Origin of the sequence: Stenotrophomonas sp. SMYL8, assembly GCF_036320065.1 — a bacterium.
Classification (GTDB): Bacteria; Pseudomonadota; Gammaproteobacteria; order Xanthomonadales; family Xanthomonadaceae; genus Stenotrophomonas; species Stenotrophomonas maltophilia_A.
Window position 1 is genome coordinate 35,637 of record NZ_JAWIRR010000016.1, and the last position, 16,320, is coordinate 51,956.

Below are 16,320 nucleotides of genomic sequence, written 5' to 3' on the forward strand. Positions count from 1 at the left end.
TGTTGCGCTCCATCAGCTGGTCCCCCAGGCGGGCGTGCCGGGAACATAGGCAAGATCGCCGTCGTAGCGCCCCGGCACGGCGACGTACTGCAGCACCCCGGTCGCGCCGACCTTCGAGGTGAAGAAGCCAAAGATGGCCAGCTGCTTGAGCATCGTGAAGTAGTGCGGCATCGCCTCGCCCTCTTCAGGCGTACCGGTCTCGGTGACCTCGGCCGTGTGTGATTTTGCTTCCGCATCCAGCGTGCGCAGCAATTCGGTGCGGGCTTCCGGCGCGAGCGACACGAAGCGGCCACCGGCGCGCTTGTCGATATCGGCCAGCCCTGCGCGGAAGGTCGCCTGCTGCCGGGCGGTGTAGCAGTCGCTGACGAAGGTCGCCATGAACAGACCAGCGCCCGCGTCTTTCGCCCCTGGTGTCCGGGTCCGCGGCAGGATGGTCTCGGCGATCTCGTCCAGCGTGGCGACGTCGGTATCGGAGAAATGAATCTTGGTAGCGCCCGCCGGCGCCTGACCCTGCGCAAGGGCAGGCAATCCAACCATGGCCGCACCGGTGGCGGCGACGATCATCTTCAACAGCTCGCGGCGATCCATCACAGGTTCCCCGCTTTCAGTTCGCGCACGGCGTGGTCGGCCGCGCGCGCGGTCAGCGCCATGTAGGTCAACGAAGGATTCACGCAGGCGCTGGAGGTCATGCAGGCACCGTCGGTCACATAGACATTGGGTGCATCCCAGACCTGGTTGTGCTGGTTCAGCACCGAGCTCTTCCGATCACGTCCCATGCGCGCGGTCCCCATTTCGTGGATGCCCTTGCCCGGGGCGTAATCGTTGTCGTGCATCTTCACGTCCTTGACGCCGGCCGCCTCCAGCATCTCGGCGGCATCGGCGGCCATGTCCTTTCGCATCGCCAGTTCGTTGGCACGCATGGCAACGTCCATCGCCAGCACTGGCAGCCCCCACTTGTCCTTGCGGTCGCGGTCCAGGCGGATCGTGTTGTCGTGGTGCGGCAGCATCTCGCCGAACCCGGTCATGCCGATGCGCCAGTCACCGGGCACGGTCAGCGCCTCCTTCAGATCGGCACCGATGTTGAGCTCGGCGATCTCGCGCGACCACCCCGTGCGGCTGGCGCCGCCCTGGTAGCCGAACCCGCGCAGGTAACCGCGCTTGTCGGCCGCGACGTTGCGGAAACGCGGAATGTAGAAGCCGCAGGGGCGACGCCCGAAGTAGTACTTGTCTTCGTACCCCTCGACGCGGCCGGAGGCACCCGCACCGAAATGATGGTCCATCACGTTGTGCCCGAGCTCGCCCGACGATGAGCCCAGCCCGCCGTCCCAGACGTCGGTAGCCGAGTTCATCAGCAGCCACGTCGAGTTGAACGACGACGCGTTGAGGAAGATGATCTTGGCCGTGTACTGGTAGGTCTGCCCAGTCTCCGCGTCGATGATCTCCACCCCGCGCGCACGCTTGCGGTCCTTGTCGTAGAGCACTTCCTTGACGATCGAGAACGGCCGCAAGGTCAGGTTGCCGGTCTTCATCGCCGCTGGCAGCGTCGCCGCCTGGGTCGAGAAGTAGGCACCGAAGGGGCAGCCCAGGATGCACTTGTTGCGGTACTGGCAGTTGACGCGCCCCTGCTCGGGCATGGGCTTGGTGATGTTGGCGGTGCGCGAGTGGATCATATGGCGCGTTCCGCCAAAGGCCTTCTTGATCCGTGCAGCTACGTCCTTCTCGACGATATTCAACGGGATCGGCGGCAGGAACTCACCATCCGGCAACACGTCCAGCCCTTCGCGGGTGCCAGCGATGCCGGCGAACTTCTCCACATGGTCGTACCAGGGCGCGATGTCGGCATAGCGGATGGGCCAATCGGCTGCGATGCCGTCCTTGAGATTCGCCTCGAAGTCCAGGTCGGAGAAGCGATAGCTCTGCCGGCCCCACAACAATGAGCGGCCGCCGACGTGATAGCCGCGGAACCAATCGAAGCGTTTGGTCTCGATGTAGGGTGAGTCCTGTTCGTTGGCCCACATCCCTTCCAGGTTCTCAGCCAGGCCGTAGTCGCGCATCAGCACCGGGAAGTCGGCCTTCATCGCCTGCGTTGGCCGGTTTCGGTGCGGGAAGTCCCACGCCTCCTTCATCGCATTGACGTAGTCCTTGACGTGTTCGATGTTGCGCCCGCGTTCCAGCATCAGGACCTTCAGGCCCTTCTCGGTCAGCTCCTTCGCCGCCCAACCGCCACTGATTCCCGAGCCAACAACAATGGCGTCGTAGTGATTATCTGCCATGGGTTTCTCACCTGGGTGGATATCGTTTCAGACGTCGCAGAGGCGGATCGCCTCGCGCAATGAGCCAACGGGATCGGGCGCTGCAGGCGTGAACTCCTGCGCCAGATACCCCTTGAAACCGGTGTCGCGGATCGCGCGGCAGATGGCCGGATAGTGGAGCTCCTGCTGGTCTCCAATCTCGTTCCGGCCGGGCACGCCTGCGGTGTGGTAATGCTTGAAGCAGGCGTGATGCTTGCCGATGGTGGCGATGATGTCGCCCTCCATGATCTGCATGTGGTAGATGTCGTAGAGCAGGCCGAAGTTGTCCGAGCCGAGCCGCTGGCACAGCTCCACACCCCATGCGGAGTGGTCGCACAGGTAGTCGCGATGGTCGACCTTGGAATTCAGCAGTTCCATCACCAGCACCACCCCGCGCTTCTCGGCGTGCCCGAGGATGCGCTTGAGGCCGGCCTCGGCATTCGCGATGCCTTCGGCGGGGTCCATACCGTTGCGGTTGCCGGAGAAGCAGATCAGGTTGCGATAGCCGGCATCGGCGACCAGATCGATGTGCCGCGTGTAGCGCTCCACCAGCTGGTCGTGGAATTCGCGGCCGGCGAAGCCCTTGGTCAGGCCCAGCTCCGCGCCGTTGCACATCGAGCTGTACACGCCATTCGCCTTCAGCGTGGACCAGTCTTCCGGGCCGACCAGGTCGATCGCTGCAAAGCCGATGTCCTTCACCGTCGCGCAAAGCTGGGCGACGGACAGCTGCGGGAAGGTCCAGCGGGCGACAGAATGCTTCAGGTTACCCTTGAGCGGCGCCATGGCGGCGAATGCGGGCAGCGTACCCGCAGTACCCAGAGCTACGCCTCCAGCAACCGCCATGCGCAACGCATCGCGCCGCGTGAGGCCCGTCGCCGAGGCCGGTCTGATCGAATGGATGGACATCCACCTGCCGGCCTCCCAACCGGTATCAAACGCAACGATTCACAGCAATGCAATCGATTGCACCATAGGGGAGGAAATTGTCTGTTTGCAAGTCGCGGTGCACGAAAACCGATGCTGCGGGGCACAACTCCGAAGGGATTCCGGATAAAGAAAAGCCCCGCATGAGCGGGGCTTTCTTTTCTGCTGCGAACGAGCGTTCGATCAGAAGGGTTGTGCACACATGTTGTGCATACCTCATTACTAGAAATCTCTCTAAAACACTGCCATTCTAGGAATTCATTCACCATTGATAGCACCAGTTATTCTACCAAATGGAAAATTTGGGTGAGAAAGAGTGCCCGCTGACCTCAATCCTATATTTTTCTCAACACTGCAGAGGCTCCAACTCACCGGCGTCCCGGCAATCCCCGCAAATCAGATGACCTCAAATTGGAATTCCCTCGAAATCTGACCCGAGGAGGTTCCATGAGAAAGCCCCTATTTTTTGATAGCCAGATCATTGCCATGCTCAAGCAAGCCGAGGCAGGCACCCTAGTAGCAGAGCTGCGTCGTCCCAATACACCTAGGGCGTGAAGGCCTCAGCGTCAACGTAGAAAGGACAATGGCTATGGAAATTGACTGAGCTGCGGCCGGCCACGGGGCTGTCCCCACCCACATTCTGAACAGCCAGATTGCAGCGAAGAAAATAGCATTGAGCCACAGCACAATTTGGATAATTTTTTTAACTCATCCCGTGGAATGCTCCCCGTATCTGCGGACAGGTTTCCTTACTTGCGCGCCGGTTAGCATAGCGCGCCGAAACTCCCGGGGTGAGCGGAAGCGCAGAGCGCTATGTCGATGGTGCTCGCTGTAGCGCTCGAAGGCCAATGCCACCTGGCCAATGGTGGTGACCGCATCGGGTTGCGTCGATCGTTCGCAACCGTTCCAAGGAGCCGCTCAGCCATCTACATTGAGCTAAGGTCCGAGGAGCTTAGGCAAGATCTGCGGATGCCAGCTACTGCTGATCCCTGGCGTTCAGACGACACGGGAGTTGCCGCATACGTACGGTCGCTGGAGCAAAGGCTCAGCGTGATCGAGCAGATGGTGATTGGTCTTTCACAGACACTGCGTGGCCTTAGGCCAGTTTCGCTCCAGCAGGCGCTCATCTCCGGGACGCGAGAAGGAGATTCCCTTGGCTTGGTCGCTGGAGCGCAGGAGAGGCCATCCGACACCGAAGTATCCGAGTTGATACAGAAGTTACTGAACGAGCGCCATGTCAGTCGGTTCGGTCTTCGGTTAGATCGCTCTGTCTTCAACAGCGCCACTGGGGAGGAACTGCTCTCATCCGAGGATGTCTCTACCCTTCAGCGTCTGAGGTAGATCGCTGCTTCTCAACCAGGCGCTGATCGGCTGGCGGGAGCTCTGACCCACGACGTGTGCGGTCTTCGGTGCCGCGCGACCCGCCTCCGCCTTCGGCTGTGCGCTAGGCCAAGCCAGCAGGTGCATGCTGGAACGTTTTAGCGACGAGAACTTGCGGCATGTGTAAGACGTATCGCGGAAGGGCAAAGCGTCCAGTAGTCACTGTCCGATCCCAAGAGGCTCCCTAGCGCGACCTCAATAGCTATAGGTCTGCGCCAGTCGGCGTTGGGCAAGAAGGAGAACTCCCTCGGGCCGAGTCTTGCTTCTTGCTCCCGTCGCTGAAGCCATCGCGATCTGATCTGCATCTCTTTACAAAGTGCTTGCATGGCGGCCTCTTCGTTCATCTCAGTCTGCAACATGACACTAGCTGCCACACGCATCCCCGACCATGCGACATATCGCCGTCTGCCCGAGCTGAGGTTGAACCACGGGCTCTCCTGCATTGCGATGACTCCGTTTGCTCGCTCAGGACTTATTCGGTGCCGTCGAAGAAGGTTCGCCAAGTATGCGGATATCTCGTCGTTGACAAGCCGCCCCCACAGAGCGACGCGAGCTTCTGTATGGGCCGGCCCTTGCCAGCCATTTAGTGCAACTGCCAGCGCATTGCGAAGGTTTGGGAGAGCCTGCCACGCCGGAGAGTATGTCCAGGCGAAAGGGTGGTAAAGGGACCTTCGAGTGGATGGTGAATCGCTGGTCTCGGTCAGCAGTACTCCCGCCGCCTGGAGGTTTCGCAGCAAACTCCACACAGGCCCGTCATCTGAGGCGACCGGGGCATTTCTTGTAACAGAGTCTTCGAGTGCACACCACAGGCACGAGTAGTACGGTCCAAGGGACGCGACCAGTGAGGCCAAGTCTGGCCTCGCAGTCAATAGGGTCAGTTGATCAAGTCCATGGCGCACTCAGTTCCAAGGGCTCCCACCAGTGAGCGATCTTACCCACCAGCCAGTTGCATTGTCTACATGATTTTCATGTAACGCGGCACTGGGCCATAGATTGCTGTCCGCTTCCTCGAGCGGGCGGAATGGCAACCAAGACGATCTACCAAGAAGCATACCGGCGTCTCGTTGAGCAGCTTCGGGCGAGACGGGAGGCTATGGGAATTAGCCAAGTATCGCTTGCCTCGCACTTGGATTGGCCGCAGCAAACTATCTCTTCCATTGAGGCCGGTGCCCGGAGATTGGACTTGCTCGAGTACCTCAGGCTCACCTCGGCCCTTGGCATGAGTGCTGCAGAGGCAAGCTCGCTTTTGATGTCAGAGTGGAGGGCGATGCGCGTCCCTCCAGTTCGCTAAGGCGCGATGGCCAACGCCCGGTTATCAGGGGCGAACTGCTCCTTCTGTTGCTGGTGGTCAGTTGATCACTATTACGATTCCGGCGTAACGCTTGCCATTGATCGGTCTCCAAGCTGCGATTTGGGTGCATTGAGCGAAGTCGATTGACGGGGACGCTATGAGTCCTCTTGCCCGAACTCGGTACGGGCTGCCCGCAGCACGCGAGCTGGATCAGAGGTCAGGGCTTCGGCAGGTGGCATGCCGTTGAGCAGAGCGTGCGGTGAGAGAAACCACTCTGCCTCACTCCATCCGGTGCTGCGAAATAGCCTGTCCGGCTCGATCTCGAAATGATCGAGTGCACGCAGTACTGACAGGATTTCTGCCAAATATTCAACGGGTTCGCCATTTTCACCAAACTGCCAGTCTGGGTAGCGATAGCCGGGCACAGGCTTCGTTACATAGACCCCGAGTAGCTGGCCGGCTCTGCGCAGCTGACCGGCTAGGCCGCTACCACTGGTCAATGACGGGCCGAGCTGTGAACTGACTTCGGCGGCGCTATGCCACTGTGCGGCAAGTTCATCTCGCCTGACGGCGGCGTCGGACAGGATCTTCTGGGCCGATGAGCAGGCGTCGGAACGCCGTGGTGCGCCCGTTGCTTCTGCCTGTGGCTTTAGCTGTACTTGGAGAGATGCTTCAGTGAAATTGCCCGTTGCGTGGATGCGATCGAGCAGGAGTCGAAGCGCGATCGCTAATCCCTCGTCCTCTGACGGGTAGGGAGACGCAAACAGAGGTATCTGAACCCACAGATGCTCCTGTCCTGGGTGTACATAGGGGCGATGATCATCAAGCAGCAAGGCCGCGCCTAATTTTGGTGTGGCTAGCCGTAGATCCTTCGTGCTGCCCGTCCAATGGATGTATTCAAGGCTCGCGAACCACGGAGGCGCGCTTCCTTCACGAACCAACAAATCGGCAATGCTGCGAAAGCGCTCTTCCGGCACAGTCGTAAACATCATGAGCTGACTGAAGTGCGATCGGACGTCCTCCAAGAACCGACAGAGGCCGGGTCTTGGAATCTGGCTTATCGCATTGGAAATGAGTGTCCCTTCGAGGTCCAATGCCAGAATGCTCGGCTTCATGTGTTGTCTCTAGCGAGGAGCGTGTGTACACCTTGCTCCTGGACACTCTCGCTGTCCAACACGTGAGCCTACTGGTGCACATGCAGCGTGAGCCTACTGGTACGCATGCAGCGTGAGCCTACTGGTACTTGTTGCCTGCAACTGACAAAAGGATCACCTTTGCTGTGCTGCTCGGCAGGGCGGCACCACTTGGTCGGCTGGAATGTTTAGCTCAAGGATCGGCATAGGAGCCATGGGTGGTCGCCGCTGCGCTGCGGCTCTCTTTGTTGCCGCGATGAGGGATCGACAATGTTCAGAACCAGTCACACACATCCTCTGCATATCGCCACGATCCCTGTCGGAGTCAGTGGCGGCGCAGTAGGTGTAACTTTCGCGCCAGGGAAGTTTCAGGAGGCCGCGATGACGGGGCCATGGAGTCGTGACATTGACGTGGATCTTTGCGCGATTCGCCAGTGGGGCGCGGGGTACTTGATCTCCCTGATTGAGCCATGGGAGTTCGATGAGCTTAGGATTGCCGCGCTGCCAAAGCGGGCGATGGCGCAGGGAATCAAATGGTACGGACTTCCAATCGTAGACGGCGCAGCGCCGAACAGTTCTTTCTTGGAGGCATGGCGCGAGCTGGGTCCAGCACTCAGTCGTGAATTGTTGCGCGGAAGCCGCGCAGTTGTTCATTGTAAGGGCGGGCTAGGACGAGCTGGCACCGTAGCGTGCTTGTTGCTTTTAGAAACAGGCACGGCTGCCACAGGTGAGCAGGCCATGAGCATGGTTCGTCAGGTCAGGACGGGTGCGATCGAGACGCGTGAGCAGGAGGACTTCATACGCGCCTGGAGTCCAGGTCCGGGCAGCCAAGCTACAGGCAACTGACACCGTCGACCGGTCGGACTGCGAAAGGCATAGGTTTTGGACCGCGGGCGCCTAGGTAGCGCTCTTGCTCGATTCCGTACGTAGGGAGTCCTCGGAAGCCGGCCGGCGCAGCGTCGACAGGATGGTGCACTCAGCTCGCTGTCCGCCGTGACAACTGGCGATTACCCGTTCCAGCTCGTTGGCCATACGTTGCAAGTCTGCCATCCGGGCGCGAATGTCGGACAAGTGGCTGCGGGCCAGACGATCCACATCCACGCACGACAGGCCCTCGTCGCCGGCCAGCTGCAGCAGGCTACGGACCTCTTCCAGGCTGAAACCCAAGTCCCGACCGCGGGCAATGAAGCGCAGGCGCTCAATGTCCGGCAATCCGTAGACCCGGTAACCATTGCCTGATCGTCCCGGCCTCGGGAGCAAGCCGATGCGCTCGTAGTAGCGGATCGTCTCCAGATGGCACCCGCTGGCGGCGGCGGCGTCACTGATTTTCATTCGTAGTAGGCTTGACTCCGTAGTAGCTACGGACTTTACCCTCATGGACCCTGCCATGCCAGCGGACCGCGCCGGCCCGGCTCCCCTGCGATGGAGAAGATCCGATGAGTGATTGCGGCTGCCACCACGAGGCAAAGAACGCGCAGGAACGGCGCGTGCTGTGGATCGCTCTGGCACTGAACGCTGCAATGGCGGTGATTGGCGGCATTGCCGGCTGGATCGCCCATTCCACCGGCTTGCTTGCCGACGCACTGGACATGCTCTCCGACGCCACGGCCTACGCCATTGGGTTGGTCGCTATCGGTCGGACGGCGCGCTTCAAGGCCAACGCTGCTTGGGTTAGCGGTAGCGTGCTGCTGATTCTGGGCGTTGGCGTGCTGGTCGAGGTCGGCCGCCGCGTACTCCACGGGGCTGAACCGGTAAGCGGGTGGATGATCGGTACGGCTCTATTGTCGCTAGTGGTCAATCTCGCGGTCCTTCGCATGCTGGCGCCACTGAAGTCTGGCGAAGTACATCTGCGGGCAACGTGGCTTTTCACCCGAGCCGATGTGGTAGCCAACGTGGGCGTGATCCTGGCTGGCCTACTGGTGTGGTGGCTGGCCAGTCCATATCCAGATTTCGTAATCGGTGCCTTTATCGGCCTCTACGTGATGAAGGAAGCCTTTGAAATATTGGGCGACGCGCGCCGGGCACGCGCCGACGCGCGCAAGACCCCTGCATGACCGCGGGCGGCCAACTGGGATTTTCCCTGCGCTGATTGCTGCTGGCGAAATTGGCTGTCGGCCGGGATTTGCCTGAAATCGAGGCCGAAACGCGTACAGATGCGTATGAGCATCAGGTCGCGCCCTTTCGACCGCCAATTGCCGGGTGACGCATGTAGGCGCAGGCCGATCCCTGTGATCTCAAGAACCTTCGGAGTACTTCCATGTCTGTGCGATGGGCGGCCTTGGCCGCGTTGCTGTTAACGGGCGCAGTAGCGATGCCTGCGGTGGCGGCCGAATTGATGACCTTGGACGATGCCTTTGCACGCGTAGCCCAAACCCATCCGGAGCTGCGTCTGGTCGATGCGCGAGCCACTGTCCTCGCTGCCGAGCGAGATAAGGCGATGCAGCGTCCACCGTGGACGCTCGGTGCCGAGGTCGAAAACGCGCTGGGCACCGGCGCGGCCGGTGGCTTGGACAGCGCCGAGCTAACCTTGAGCCTGAGTTCGGTGCTGGAGCGCGGCGGCAAGCTCGACGCCCGCCGTACCTTGGCACAAAGCCGGATTGATGCGCTGGCCGTGCAGCGCGAGACCGGGCGCCTGGACTTGCTAGCCGAGACGGCGCAGCGCTATTTGGCTGTCGTTGGTGCCGACCGGCAACGAAGCCTAGCGGACATCGATGTTGGCCAGCGCCAGCGAACCGTGGTGGCCGCCAGGCAGCGCCTGCAGGCCGGCGCCTCACCCGAGTCGGTGCTGCTCACCGCGCAGGCAGCGCTTGCGCGGGCCGAGCTGAAGCGTGATCGGGCCGAGCAACAGCGACTCGCTGCTCGTCAGCATCTGGCTGCTTTGTGGGGCGAACGTACTCCCACCTTCGAAGTGGTCCCGGCCGATCCGATGGCCCTGCCGGCGATCGCCTCCATGCAGACGCTGGCCGATGAGTTGGAACGGACTCCGGAATTGGCGCAGTTTGCCGACGCCCGCCGGATCGCGCAGGCACGCCTGCAGCTGGCGCGTTCAGCGGCCTCACCGGACCTGTCCTGGCAGCTCGGAGTGCGCCGACTACAGGAGACCGATGACACCGCGCTGGTCGCCAGCTTATCCATGCCGCTGGGCAGCCGCAGCCGCGCACAGCCAGAGATTCGAGCCGGCGAAGCCGAGCTGCAGGTCCTGACGATCGAGCGCGAGGCCAAGGGCCTGTCGCTGTACTCCACGCTGGTCGAAGCCCATGGCCGCTACACCGTGGCACAGGCCGAGGTGGCGCGCCTGCACGACGACGTGTTGCCGAAGCTGGCCCGAGCCGAGCAGGCCGCTGAGCGTGCCTATCGTGCTGGGGCGATCAGTTACCTGGAATGGGCACAGTTGCAGTCCGAACGTACCGCCATGGCCCAGCAACAGCTGGACGTCGCCTTGGATGCGCAGCGCGCCCTGATCGAAATTCAACGACTGACCGGCCAGGCGCTTGTCACGCCGCCGGCTGCCGCTTCCACTGGAGAGACCCCATGAATCGCTTTTCCTGGACCGCACTGGGCATGGCTCTGATGCTGGCGGCCTGCAACGCGTCGACCCCCAACGAAGCATCCGAAGGAGGCCACGCCGCTGAGGGCGAAGAGCACGGCGAGCACGAGGAAGCGCCGCTGGAAACCGAGATCTCGGCCAAAGCTGCGCAGGCGGCGGGAATCCAGGTCGCGCCGGCTGGACCCGGTGAGATTGCCGATGAGCATGAGGTACAAGGGCTGTTGACCCCAATCGATGGGCGCATCGCGCAGGTCACTGCACGCTTCCCCGGACCGGTCCGTTCCGTGCGAGTGGGCGTGGGTGACCAGGTACGCACCGGCCAGGTGCTCGCGACAGTGGAGAGCAACCTCAGCCTGACCACCTACACCGTTACCGCGCCGATCAATGGCGTGGTCATGGCGCGTACGGCCGCCGTGGGCATGTCGGCGCCTGAGGGCGCCCCGCTGTTCGAGGTAGCTGACCTGTCCACGCTGTGGGTGGACCTGCACATCTTCGGCGCCGACGCCCAGCACATCGGTGCCGGCGTGCCGGTGACGGTCACCCGCTTGAGTGATGGCGTCACGGCGCAGACCACATTGGAGCGCGTCCTGCCCGGCACCGCCACTGCCAGCCAAAGCACTATTGCCCGCGCAACCGTAGCTAACACCGATGGGCTGTGGCGGCCGGGTTCAGCGGTCAAGGCGCGGGTCACCGTGGATCGCCAATCGGCGTCGCTGGTGGTTCCGATCACCGCCCTGCAGACCGCACAGGACCAGGACGTTGTCTACGTGCAGCAGGGCGAGACGTACCACACCCGGCCGATCAAGCTGGGGCGCCGTGACGCCGAACGCGCCGAAGTGCTGGAAGGGCTCAAGGCGGGTGAACGAGTGGTGGTGGCCCAAAGCTTCCTGATCAAGGCCGACATCGAAAAATCCACTGTGGAAGAGGAATGAGGCCCGCCATGCTCGAACGCCTCATTGGTCTGTCCATCCGCCACCGCTGGCTGACGCTGGTGCTCACCGCTGCGCTAGTCGCACTGGGCGTGTGGAGCTACCGTCACCTGTCCATTGACGCCACGCCCGACATCACCAACGTCCAGGTCCAGATCAACACCCAGGCCCCGGGTTACTCGCCGCTGGAGGCCGAGCAGCGAGTGACCTTCGTCATTGAAACGGCCATGGCCGGGCTACCAAAGCTGGACTACAGCCGCTCGCTGTCGCGCTACGGACTCTCCCAGGTCACTGTCGTCTTCAAAGACGGCACCGACCTGTACTTTGCCCGCCAGCAGGTCGCCGAAAGGCTACAGCAGATCGCATCTCAGCTGCCCGAAGGGTTGGACCCGGAGATGGGTCCCATCTCTACCGGCCTGGGCGAGATCTTCATGTACACCGTGGAGGCTGAGCCCAACGCCCGCAAGCCCGACGGCACCCCGTATACCGCCACGGACCTGCGCACCCTGCAGGACTGGGTGATCCGGCCGCAGCTGCGCACCACGCCTGGAGTGACCGAGGTCAACACAATCGGTGGCTTTGAGCGGCAGATCCACATCACCCCGGATCCGGCCCAGTTAGTGGCACTGGGCTTTACGCTGAACGATGTGGTCGCAGCGGTCATGCGCAATAACCAGAACATCGGCGCCGGCTACATCGAGCGCAACGGCCAGCAATTTCTGGTGCGCGTGCCCGGCCAGCTGGCCAATCTGGACGCGATTGGGAACATCGTGCTGGACCGGCGCGATGGCGTGCCCATTCGCGTCCGCGACGTCGCTAGCGTAGGCGAAGGCAAGGAGCTGCGCACGGGTGCGGCGACCCAGAATGGCCATGAGGTCGTGGTCGGTACCGCCTTCATGCTGTTCGGCGCAAACAGCCGGGAAGTCTCCCAGGCAGCCGCGGCCAAGCTGGACGCCGCCAACGCCAGCTTGCCCGCTGGCGTACATGCAAAGGCCGTCTATGACCGCACCGCGCTGGTGGATCGCACCATTGGCACGGTGTCCAAGAACCTGATCGAAGGCGCGCTGCTGGTGGTGGTGGTGCTGTTCCTGCTGCTGGGCAATGTGCGCGCTTCGTTGATCACCGCGGCAGTGATCCCGTTGGCAATGCTGTTCACCATTATCGGCATGGTGCGTGGCGGCGTGTCGGGTAACCTGATGAGCTTGGGCGCCCTGGACTTTGGCCTGATCGTGGATGGGGCGGTGATCATCATCGAGAACTGTCTGCGCCGGTTTGGGGAGGCGCAGCACGCACTGGGCCGCCAGCTCAACGACGAAGAGCGCTTTGATCTGACCGCCTCGGCCACGGCTGAGGTGATTCGCCCCAGTCTGTTTGGTCTAGGCATCATCGCGGCGGTCTACCTGCCGATCTTCGCGCTGTCCGGGGTGGAAGGAAAAATGTTCCACCCAATGGCGATCACGGTGGTCTTGGCCCTGACCGGTGCCATGGTGCTGTCGCTGACCTTCGTACCGGCGGCCATTGCCACCTTCCTGCGCGGCCGTGTGGCCGAGCACGACAACCGCTTGATGCGCTGGTCACGTGCCCGCTACACGCCGCTGCTGGAGTGGGCGCTGCGGCGGCGGGTCGTAGTGCTGACAGGCGCGGCCGTGCTGGTGGTGGGGTGTGGCGTGCTGGCCACCCGTTTGGGCTCGGAGTTCGTGCCGAGCTTGGATGAAGGCGACATCACCTTGCAGCCCATGCGTATCCCCGGCACCAGTCTGGAGCAGTCGGTGGCGATGCAGGAAACGCTGGAGAAGCGCTTGGCCCAGTTCCCGGAGGTGGCCAACATCTTCTCCAAGATCGGCACCGCCGAAGTGGCCACCGACCCGATGCCCCCCTCCATGGCCGATACCTTTCTGATGCTCAAGCCCCGCGACCAATGGCCCGACCCGCGCAAACCCAAGGCCGAGCTGGTGGAAGAGCTGGAGGCGGCGGCCAAGGAGATCCCGGGTAGCAACTACGAGTTCACTCAGCCCATCCAGATGCGCACCAACGAATTGATCTCCGGCGTTCGCTCGGACGTTGCGGTCAAGGTCTACGGCGACAATCTTGACCAGCTGACCCGCCTGGCCAGCCGGGTCGAGCGCGTCCTGCGCGGGGTCCCCGGCGCCGAAGACGTCAAGGCCGAGCAGGTTACTGGCCTACCACTGCTCACCATCACGCCAGATCCAGCGGCATTGGCGCGGTATGGATTGAATCCGGGTGACGTGCAGGACACGGTGGCAACCGCCATCGGCGGTAGCGTCGCTGGCCAGCTGATCGAGGGCGACCGCCGATTCGACCTGGTGGTGCGTTTGCCCGAATCGCTGCGGCAAGACCCGGCTGTGCTTGCGGACCTGCCCATTCCACTGCCGGAGAGCACCAGTATCGATGAGTCCAGCCGTGTAGCCGCTGGTGCCAACGGTGGGCCTCGCACTGTTCCACTACGAGAAGTGGCGAAGATACAGGTAGAGCGCGGGCCCAACCAGATCAATCGTGAGAACGGCAAGCGTCGAGTGGTGATCACCGCCAACGTGCGTGAGCGTGATCTTGGCGGATTCGTTGGCGATCTGCGTACCCGCATCGGCCAGGATGTACCGCTTCCAGAGGGGTACTGGATCGATTATGGCGGCACGTTCGAGCAGCTGATCTCGGCCAGCCAGCGCTTGGCGGTGGTTGTCCCGGTCACATTGGCGCTGATCTTCGCCCTGCTGTTCATGGCCTTCGGCTCGGCCAAGGATGCCGCCATCGTGTTCAGTGGCGTTCCCTTGGCATTGACTGGTGGCGTAATCGCCTTGGCTCTACGCGGAATTCCGCTGTCAATCTCTGCGGGCGTAGGCTTCATTGCGCTTTCGGGCGTGGCAGTACTCAATGGCTTGGTCATGATTGCCTTCATCCGCCGACTGCGTGAGCAAGGCGACGCCCTCGAAGATGCTGTCCGGGATGGCGCCCTGGGGCGACTACGACCGGTCTTGATGACTGCCCTGGTGGCTTCCCTTGGTTTCCTGCCGATGGCTTTGAACGTAGGCGCTGGTTCTGAAGTACAGAGGCCGCTGGCCACGGTCGTAATCGGCGGTATCGTGTCCTCGACCGCGCTGACGCTGTTGGTCCTGCCGGTGCTGTACCGCTGGCTACATCGCGACCGCGGCAGTCGTGGCGATGGCGCTATCCAAGAGCCCTCAACCTCATGAACGAGATCAATTTGGAAGAGGTCCGGGCAGCGATGTTCACGGACCCGAGCGTGAAAGCAGTAGACGGCCTGCGGCTGGTCCCAGGCCCGGCAACTGGCCGCGCGATTGTGGCCACGATCACTGTCGCTGCCCCCTCGGCGGACCTTGACGTGGTCCACGCTGTGATCGCCCGCGTACTTTTCGATCAATTCGGCATCGAGCAGGCAGTGCTTTCTTTCAACGACCCTGGGCCGGCGCCGCCGCCACCCACGACGGCGCCATTGAAGAAATTGTGATCGCTGCGACTCTCCTGAGTGCCTACGCAGTTATCGTGTAAACGGCAGCCAAATCCAAAGCGCGATGAGCGTGGTCAGCAGGACGGGGGGCGTCAGGATGAGCCCTACCTTCATGTACTGCCCCCACGTAATCCGTTGGCCTTTTCCGGCAAGGACATGCAACCACAGCAGGGTCGCTAGCGACCCAATTGGGGTCAGCTTGGGACCAAGGTCGTTGCCCACGACGTTGGCGTAGATCATCAGCTCGCGAGTGGCCGTCGATACGTTCGCCCCATCGATAGCAAGCGCACCGACCAGTGTCGCAGGCATATTGTTCATAATGGAAGCGAGAGCAGCGACCGCAAAGCCCGTACCAATCGTTGCCACGAAGCTACCCTGCGTTGCCAACCACTCTAGGATTGCACTCGCCGCGTCAGTCAGCCAGGCATTACCCAGTCCGTAGACGACTAGATACATGCCGATCGAGAACAGCACGATCTGCCAGGGTGCGTCACACAGGATCTTGGTCACAGCCATTGTGGCGCCCCGGCCTCCAGTCGCCCAGCGGCCTGCAATACCCATCAGCACTAGTGCAGCTGCACCCGTCACCAAAGCAATAGGAACGCCGAGCGGCCCGGTTACGAAGTACGCAATCAGTAGCAGTACTAGAAGAGGCAGCGCTGCGCGAAAAACTGCCACGTCGCGTATCGCGTCGCGGGGCGCTTCTAGATCCTCGACTGGATACCTACTGGGGATGTCGCGCCGGAACCAGAGCCATAGGACGATCAAAGTAGCTCCGACCGATACCAGGTTCACCGGCACCATGATCGCGGCGTAGCGCCCAAAGGACACGTCAAAGAAGTTCGCTGTAACGATGTTGACCAAGTTGGAGACAATGAGCGGAAGGCTGGCGGTATCGGCGATAAATCCGCAGGCGACCGTAAATGCCAGCGCGCCGGCAGGCGGGAAATTCAAGCGCAACAGGATCGCAAGAACAATCGGAGTCAGCAGAAGAGCCGCGCCGTCGTTGGCAAACACTGCAGCAATTGCAGCTCCCAGCAGGACAATGAGCGGAAAAAGCTTCCGACCATTGCCGCCGCCCCAACGGGCCACATGCAGGGCGGCCCACGCGAAGAAACCGGCTGCGTCGAGAATGAGAGAGATGATGATAAGAGCGACGAAGGTGAACGTTGCATCCCAGACAATTCCCCACACCGTTCCAACATCGTTCCACCCAACAACCCCAGTGGCTAAAGCAACGGCGGCACCGGCGAGTGCCGACCAGCCTATGCCAAGCCCGCGAGGTTGCCAGATCACGAAAACAAGAGTGACGATAAAAATCGCGAGAGCAAGCATGTAACC

General features: G+C 61.9%; 12 protein-coding genes and 1 pseudogene. 7 read left to right on the forward strand and 6 right to left on the reverse strand.

What is annotated here, in order from left to right; translation table 11 throughout:
• Positions 1–12: 12 nt before the first annotated feature.
• From V3B25_RS13725 to V3B25_RS13735, 3 genes are read right to left on the reverse strand one after another with little or no spacing between them, the layout of a single operon-like run.
• A complete protein-coding gene (locus V3B25_RS13725) occupies positions 13–588 on the reverse strand; it encodes a gluconate 2-dehydrogenase subunit 3 family protein (protein WP_049422744.1) in 576 nt (191 codons plus the stop codon).
• Positions 588–2,273, reverse strand: a complete 1,686-nt coding sequence (locus V3B25_RS13730) for a GMC family oxidoreductase (protein WP_049422743.1) — start codon at positions 2,271–2,273, stop codon at positions 588–590. The genes V3B25_RS13725 and V3B25_RS13730 overlap by 1 nt, the downstream gene beginning before the upstream one ends.
• Before the next feature lie 27 nt (positions 2,274–2,300).
• Positions 2,301–3,197 (reverse strand): TIM barrel protein, encoded by an 897-nt coding sequence (locus V3B25_RS13735; protein WP_049422742.1) that lies wholly within the window; start codon positions 3,195–3,197, stop codon positions 2,301–2,303.
• 2,419 nt (positions 3,198–5,616) lie between these two features.
• Here V3B25_RS13735 and V3B25_RS13740 point away from each other — a divergent pair.
• Positions 5,617–5,886, forward strand: a complete 270-nt coding sequence (locus V3B25_RS13740; protein ID WP_197599779.1) for a helix-turn-helix transcriptional regulator — start codon at positions 5,617–5,619, stop codon at positions 5,884–5,886.
• Between the two features lie 155 nt (positions 5,887–6,041).
• Here the strand turns inward: V3B25_RS13740 and V3B25_RS13745 are convergent, their stop codons facing one another.
• On the reverse strand, positions 6,042–7,001 hold the full coding sequence (locus V3B25_RS13745) for an NIF family HAD-type phosphatase (RefSeq protein ID WP_329810827.1): 960 nt from the start codon (positions 6,999–7,001) through the stop codon (positions 6,042–6,044).
• Positions 7,002–7,400: 399 nt separating this feature from the next.
• Between V3B25_RS13745 and V3B25_RS13750 the strand changes: the two genes are divergently transcribed.
• Positions 7,401–7,865 carry a protein-tyrosine phosphatase family protein gene (locus V3B25_RS13750; RefSeq protein WP_231347569.1) on the forward strand — a complete coding sequence of 155 codons (465 nt, stop codon included), beginning with the start codon at positions 7,401–7,403 and terminating at the stop codon, positions 7,863–7,865.
• A gap of 51 nt (positions 7,866–7,916) precedes the next feature.
• Here the strand turns inward: V3B25_RS13750 and V3B25_RS13755 are convergent, their stop codons facing one another.
• Complete coding sequence (locus tag V3B25_RS13755) at positions 7,917–8,351, reverse strand: helix-turn-helix domain-containing protein (protein ID WP_197599781.1); 435 nt, start codon at positions 8,349–8,351, stop codon at positions 7,917–7,919.
• Between the two features lie 104 nt (positions 8,352–8,455).
• On the opposite strand from V3B25_RS13755, the gene V3B25_RS13760 reads away from it, so the two are divergent.
• From V3B25_RS13760 to V3B25_RS13780, 5 genes and pseudogenes are all read left to right on the forward strand, one after another.
• Positions 8,456–9,073 carry a cation diffusion facilitator family transporter gene (locus tag V3B25_RS13760; protein ID WP_114618997.1) on the forward strand — a complete coding sequence of 206 codons (618 nt, stop codon included), beginning with the start codon at positions 8,456–8,458 and terminating at the stop codon, positions 9,071–9,073.
• A 257-nt stretch (positions 9,074–9,330) separates the two neighbouring features.
• The gene (locus V3B25_RS13765) at positions 9,331–10,554 is read left to right on the forward strand and encodes a TolC family protein (RefSeq protein WP_329810847.1); all 1,224 of its coding nucleotides are present in this window, start codon (positions 9,331–9,333) and stop codon (positions 10,552–10,554) included.
• Positions 10,555–10,691: 137 nt separating this feature from the next.
• Positions 10,692–11,498: pseudogene (locus V3B25_RS13770) on the forward strand (efflux RND transporter periplasmic adaptor subunit); the annotation flags it as partial.
• 8 nt (positions 11,499–11,506) lie between these two features.
• A complete protein-coding gene (locus tag V3B25_RS13775; RefSeq protein WP_197599784.1) occupies positions 11,507–14,704 on the forward strand; it encodes a CusA/CzcA family heavy metal efflux RND transporter in 3,198 nt (1,065 codons plus the stop codon).
• On the forward strand, positions 14,701–14,979 hold the full coding sequence (locus V3B25_RS13780; protein ID WP_109337117.1) for a hypothetical protein: 279 nt from the start codon (positions 14,701–14,703) through the stop codon (positions 14,977–14,979). The genes V3B25_RS13775 and V3B25_RS13780 overlap by 4 nt, the downstream gene beginning before the upstream one ends.
• A gap of 30 nt (positions 14,980–15,009) precedes the next feature.
• Here V3B25_RS13780 and V3B25_RS13785 read toward each other — a convergent pair whose 3' ends face one another.
• Positions 15,010–16,314 carry an arsenic transporter gene (locus tag V3B25_RS13785; protein WP_329810826.1) on the reverse strand — a complete coding sequence of 435 codons (1,305 nt, stop codon included), beginning with the start codon at positions 16,312–16,314 and terminating at the stop codon, positions 15,010–15,012.
• Positions 16,315–16,320 lie beyond the last annotated feature (6 nt).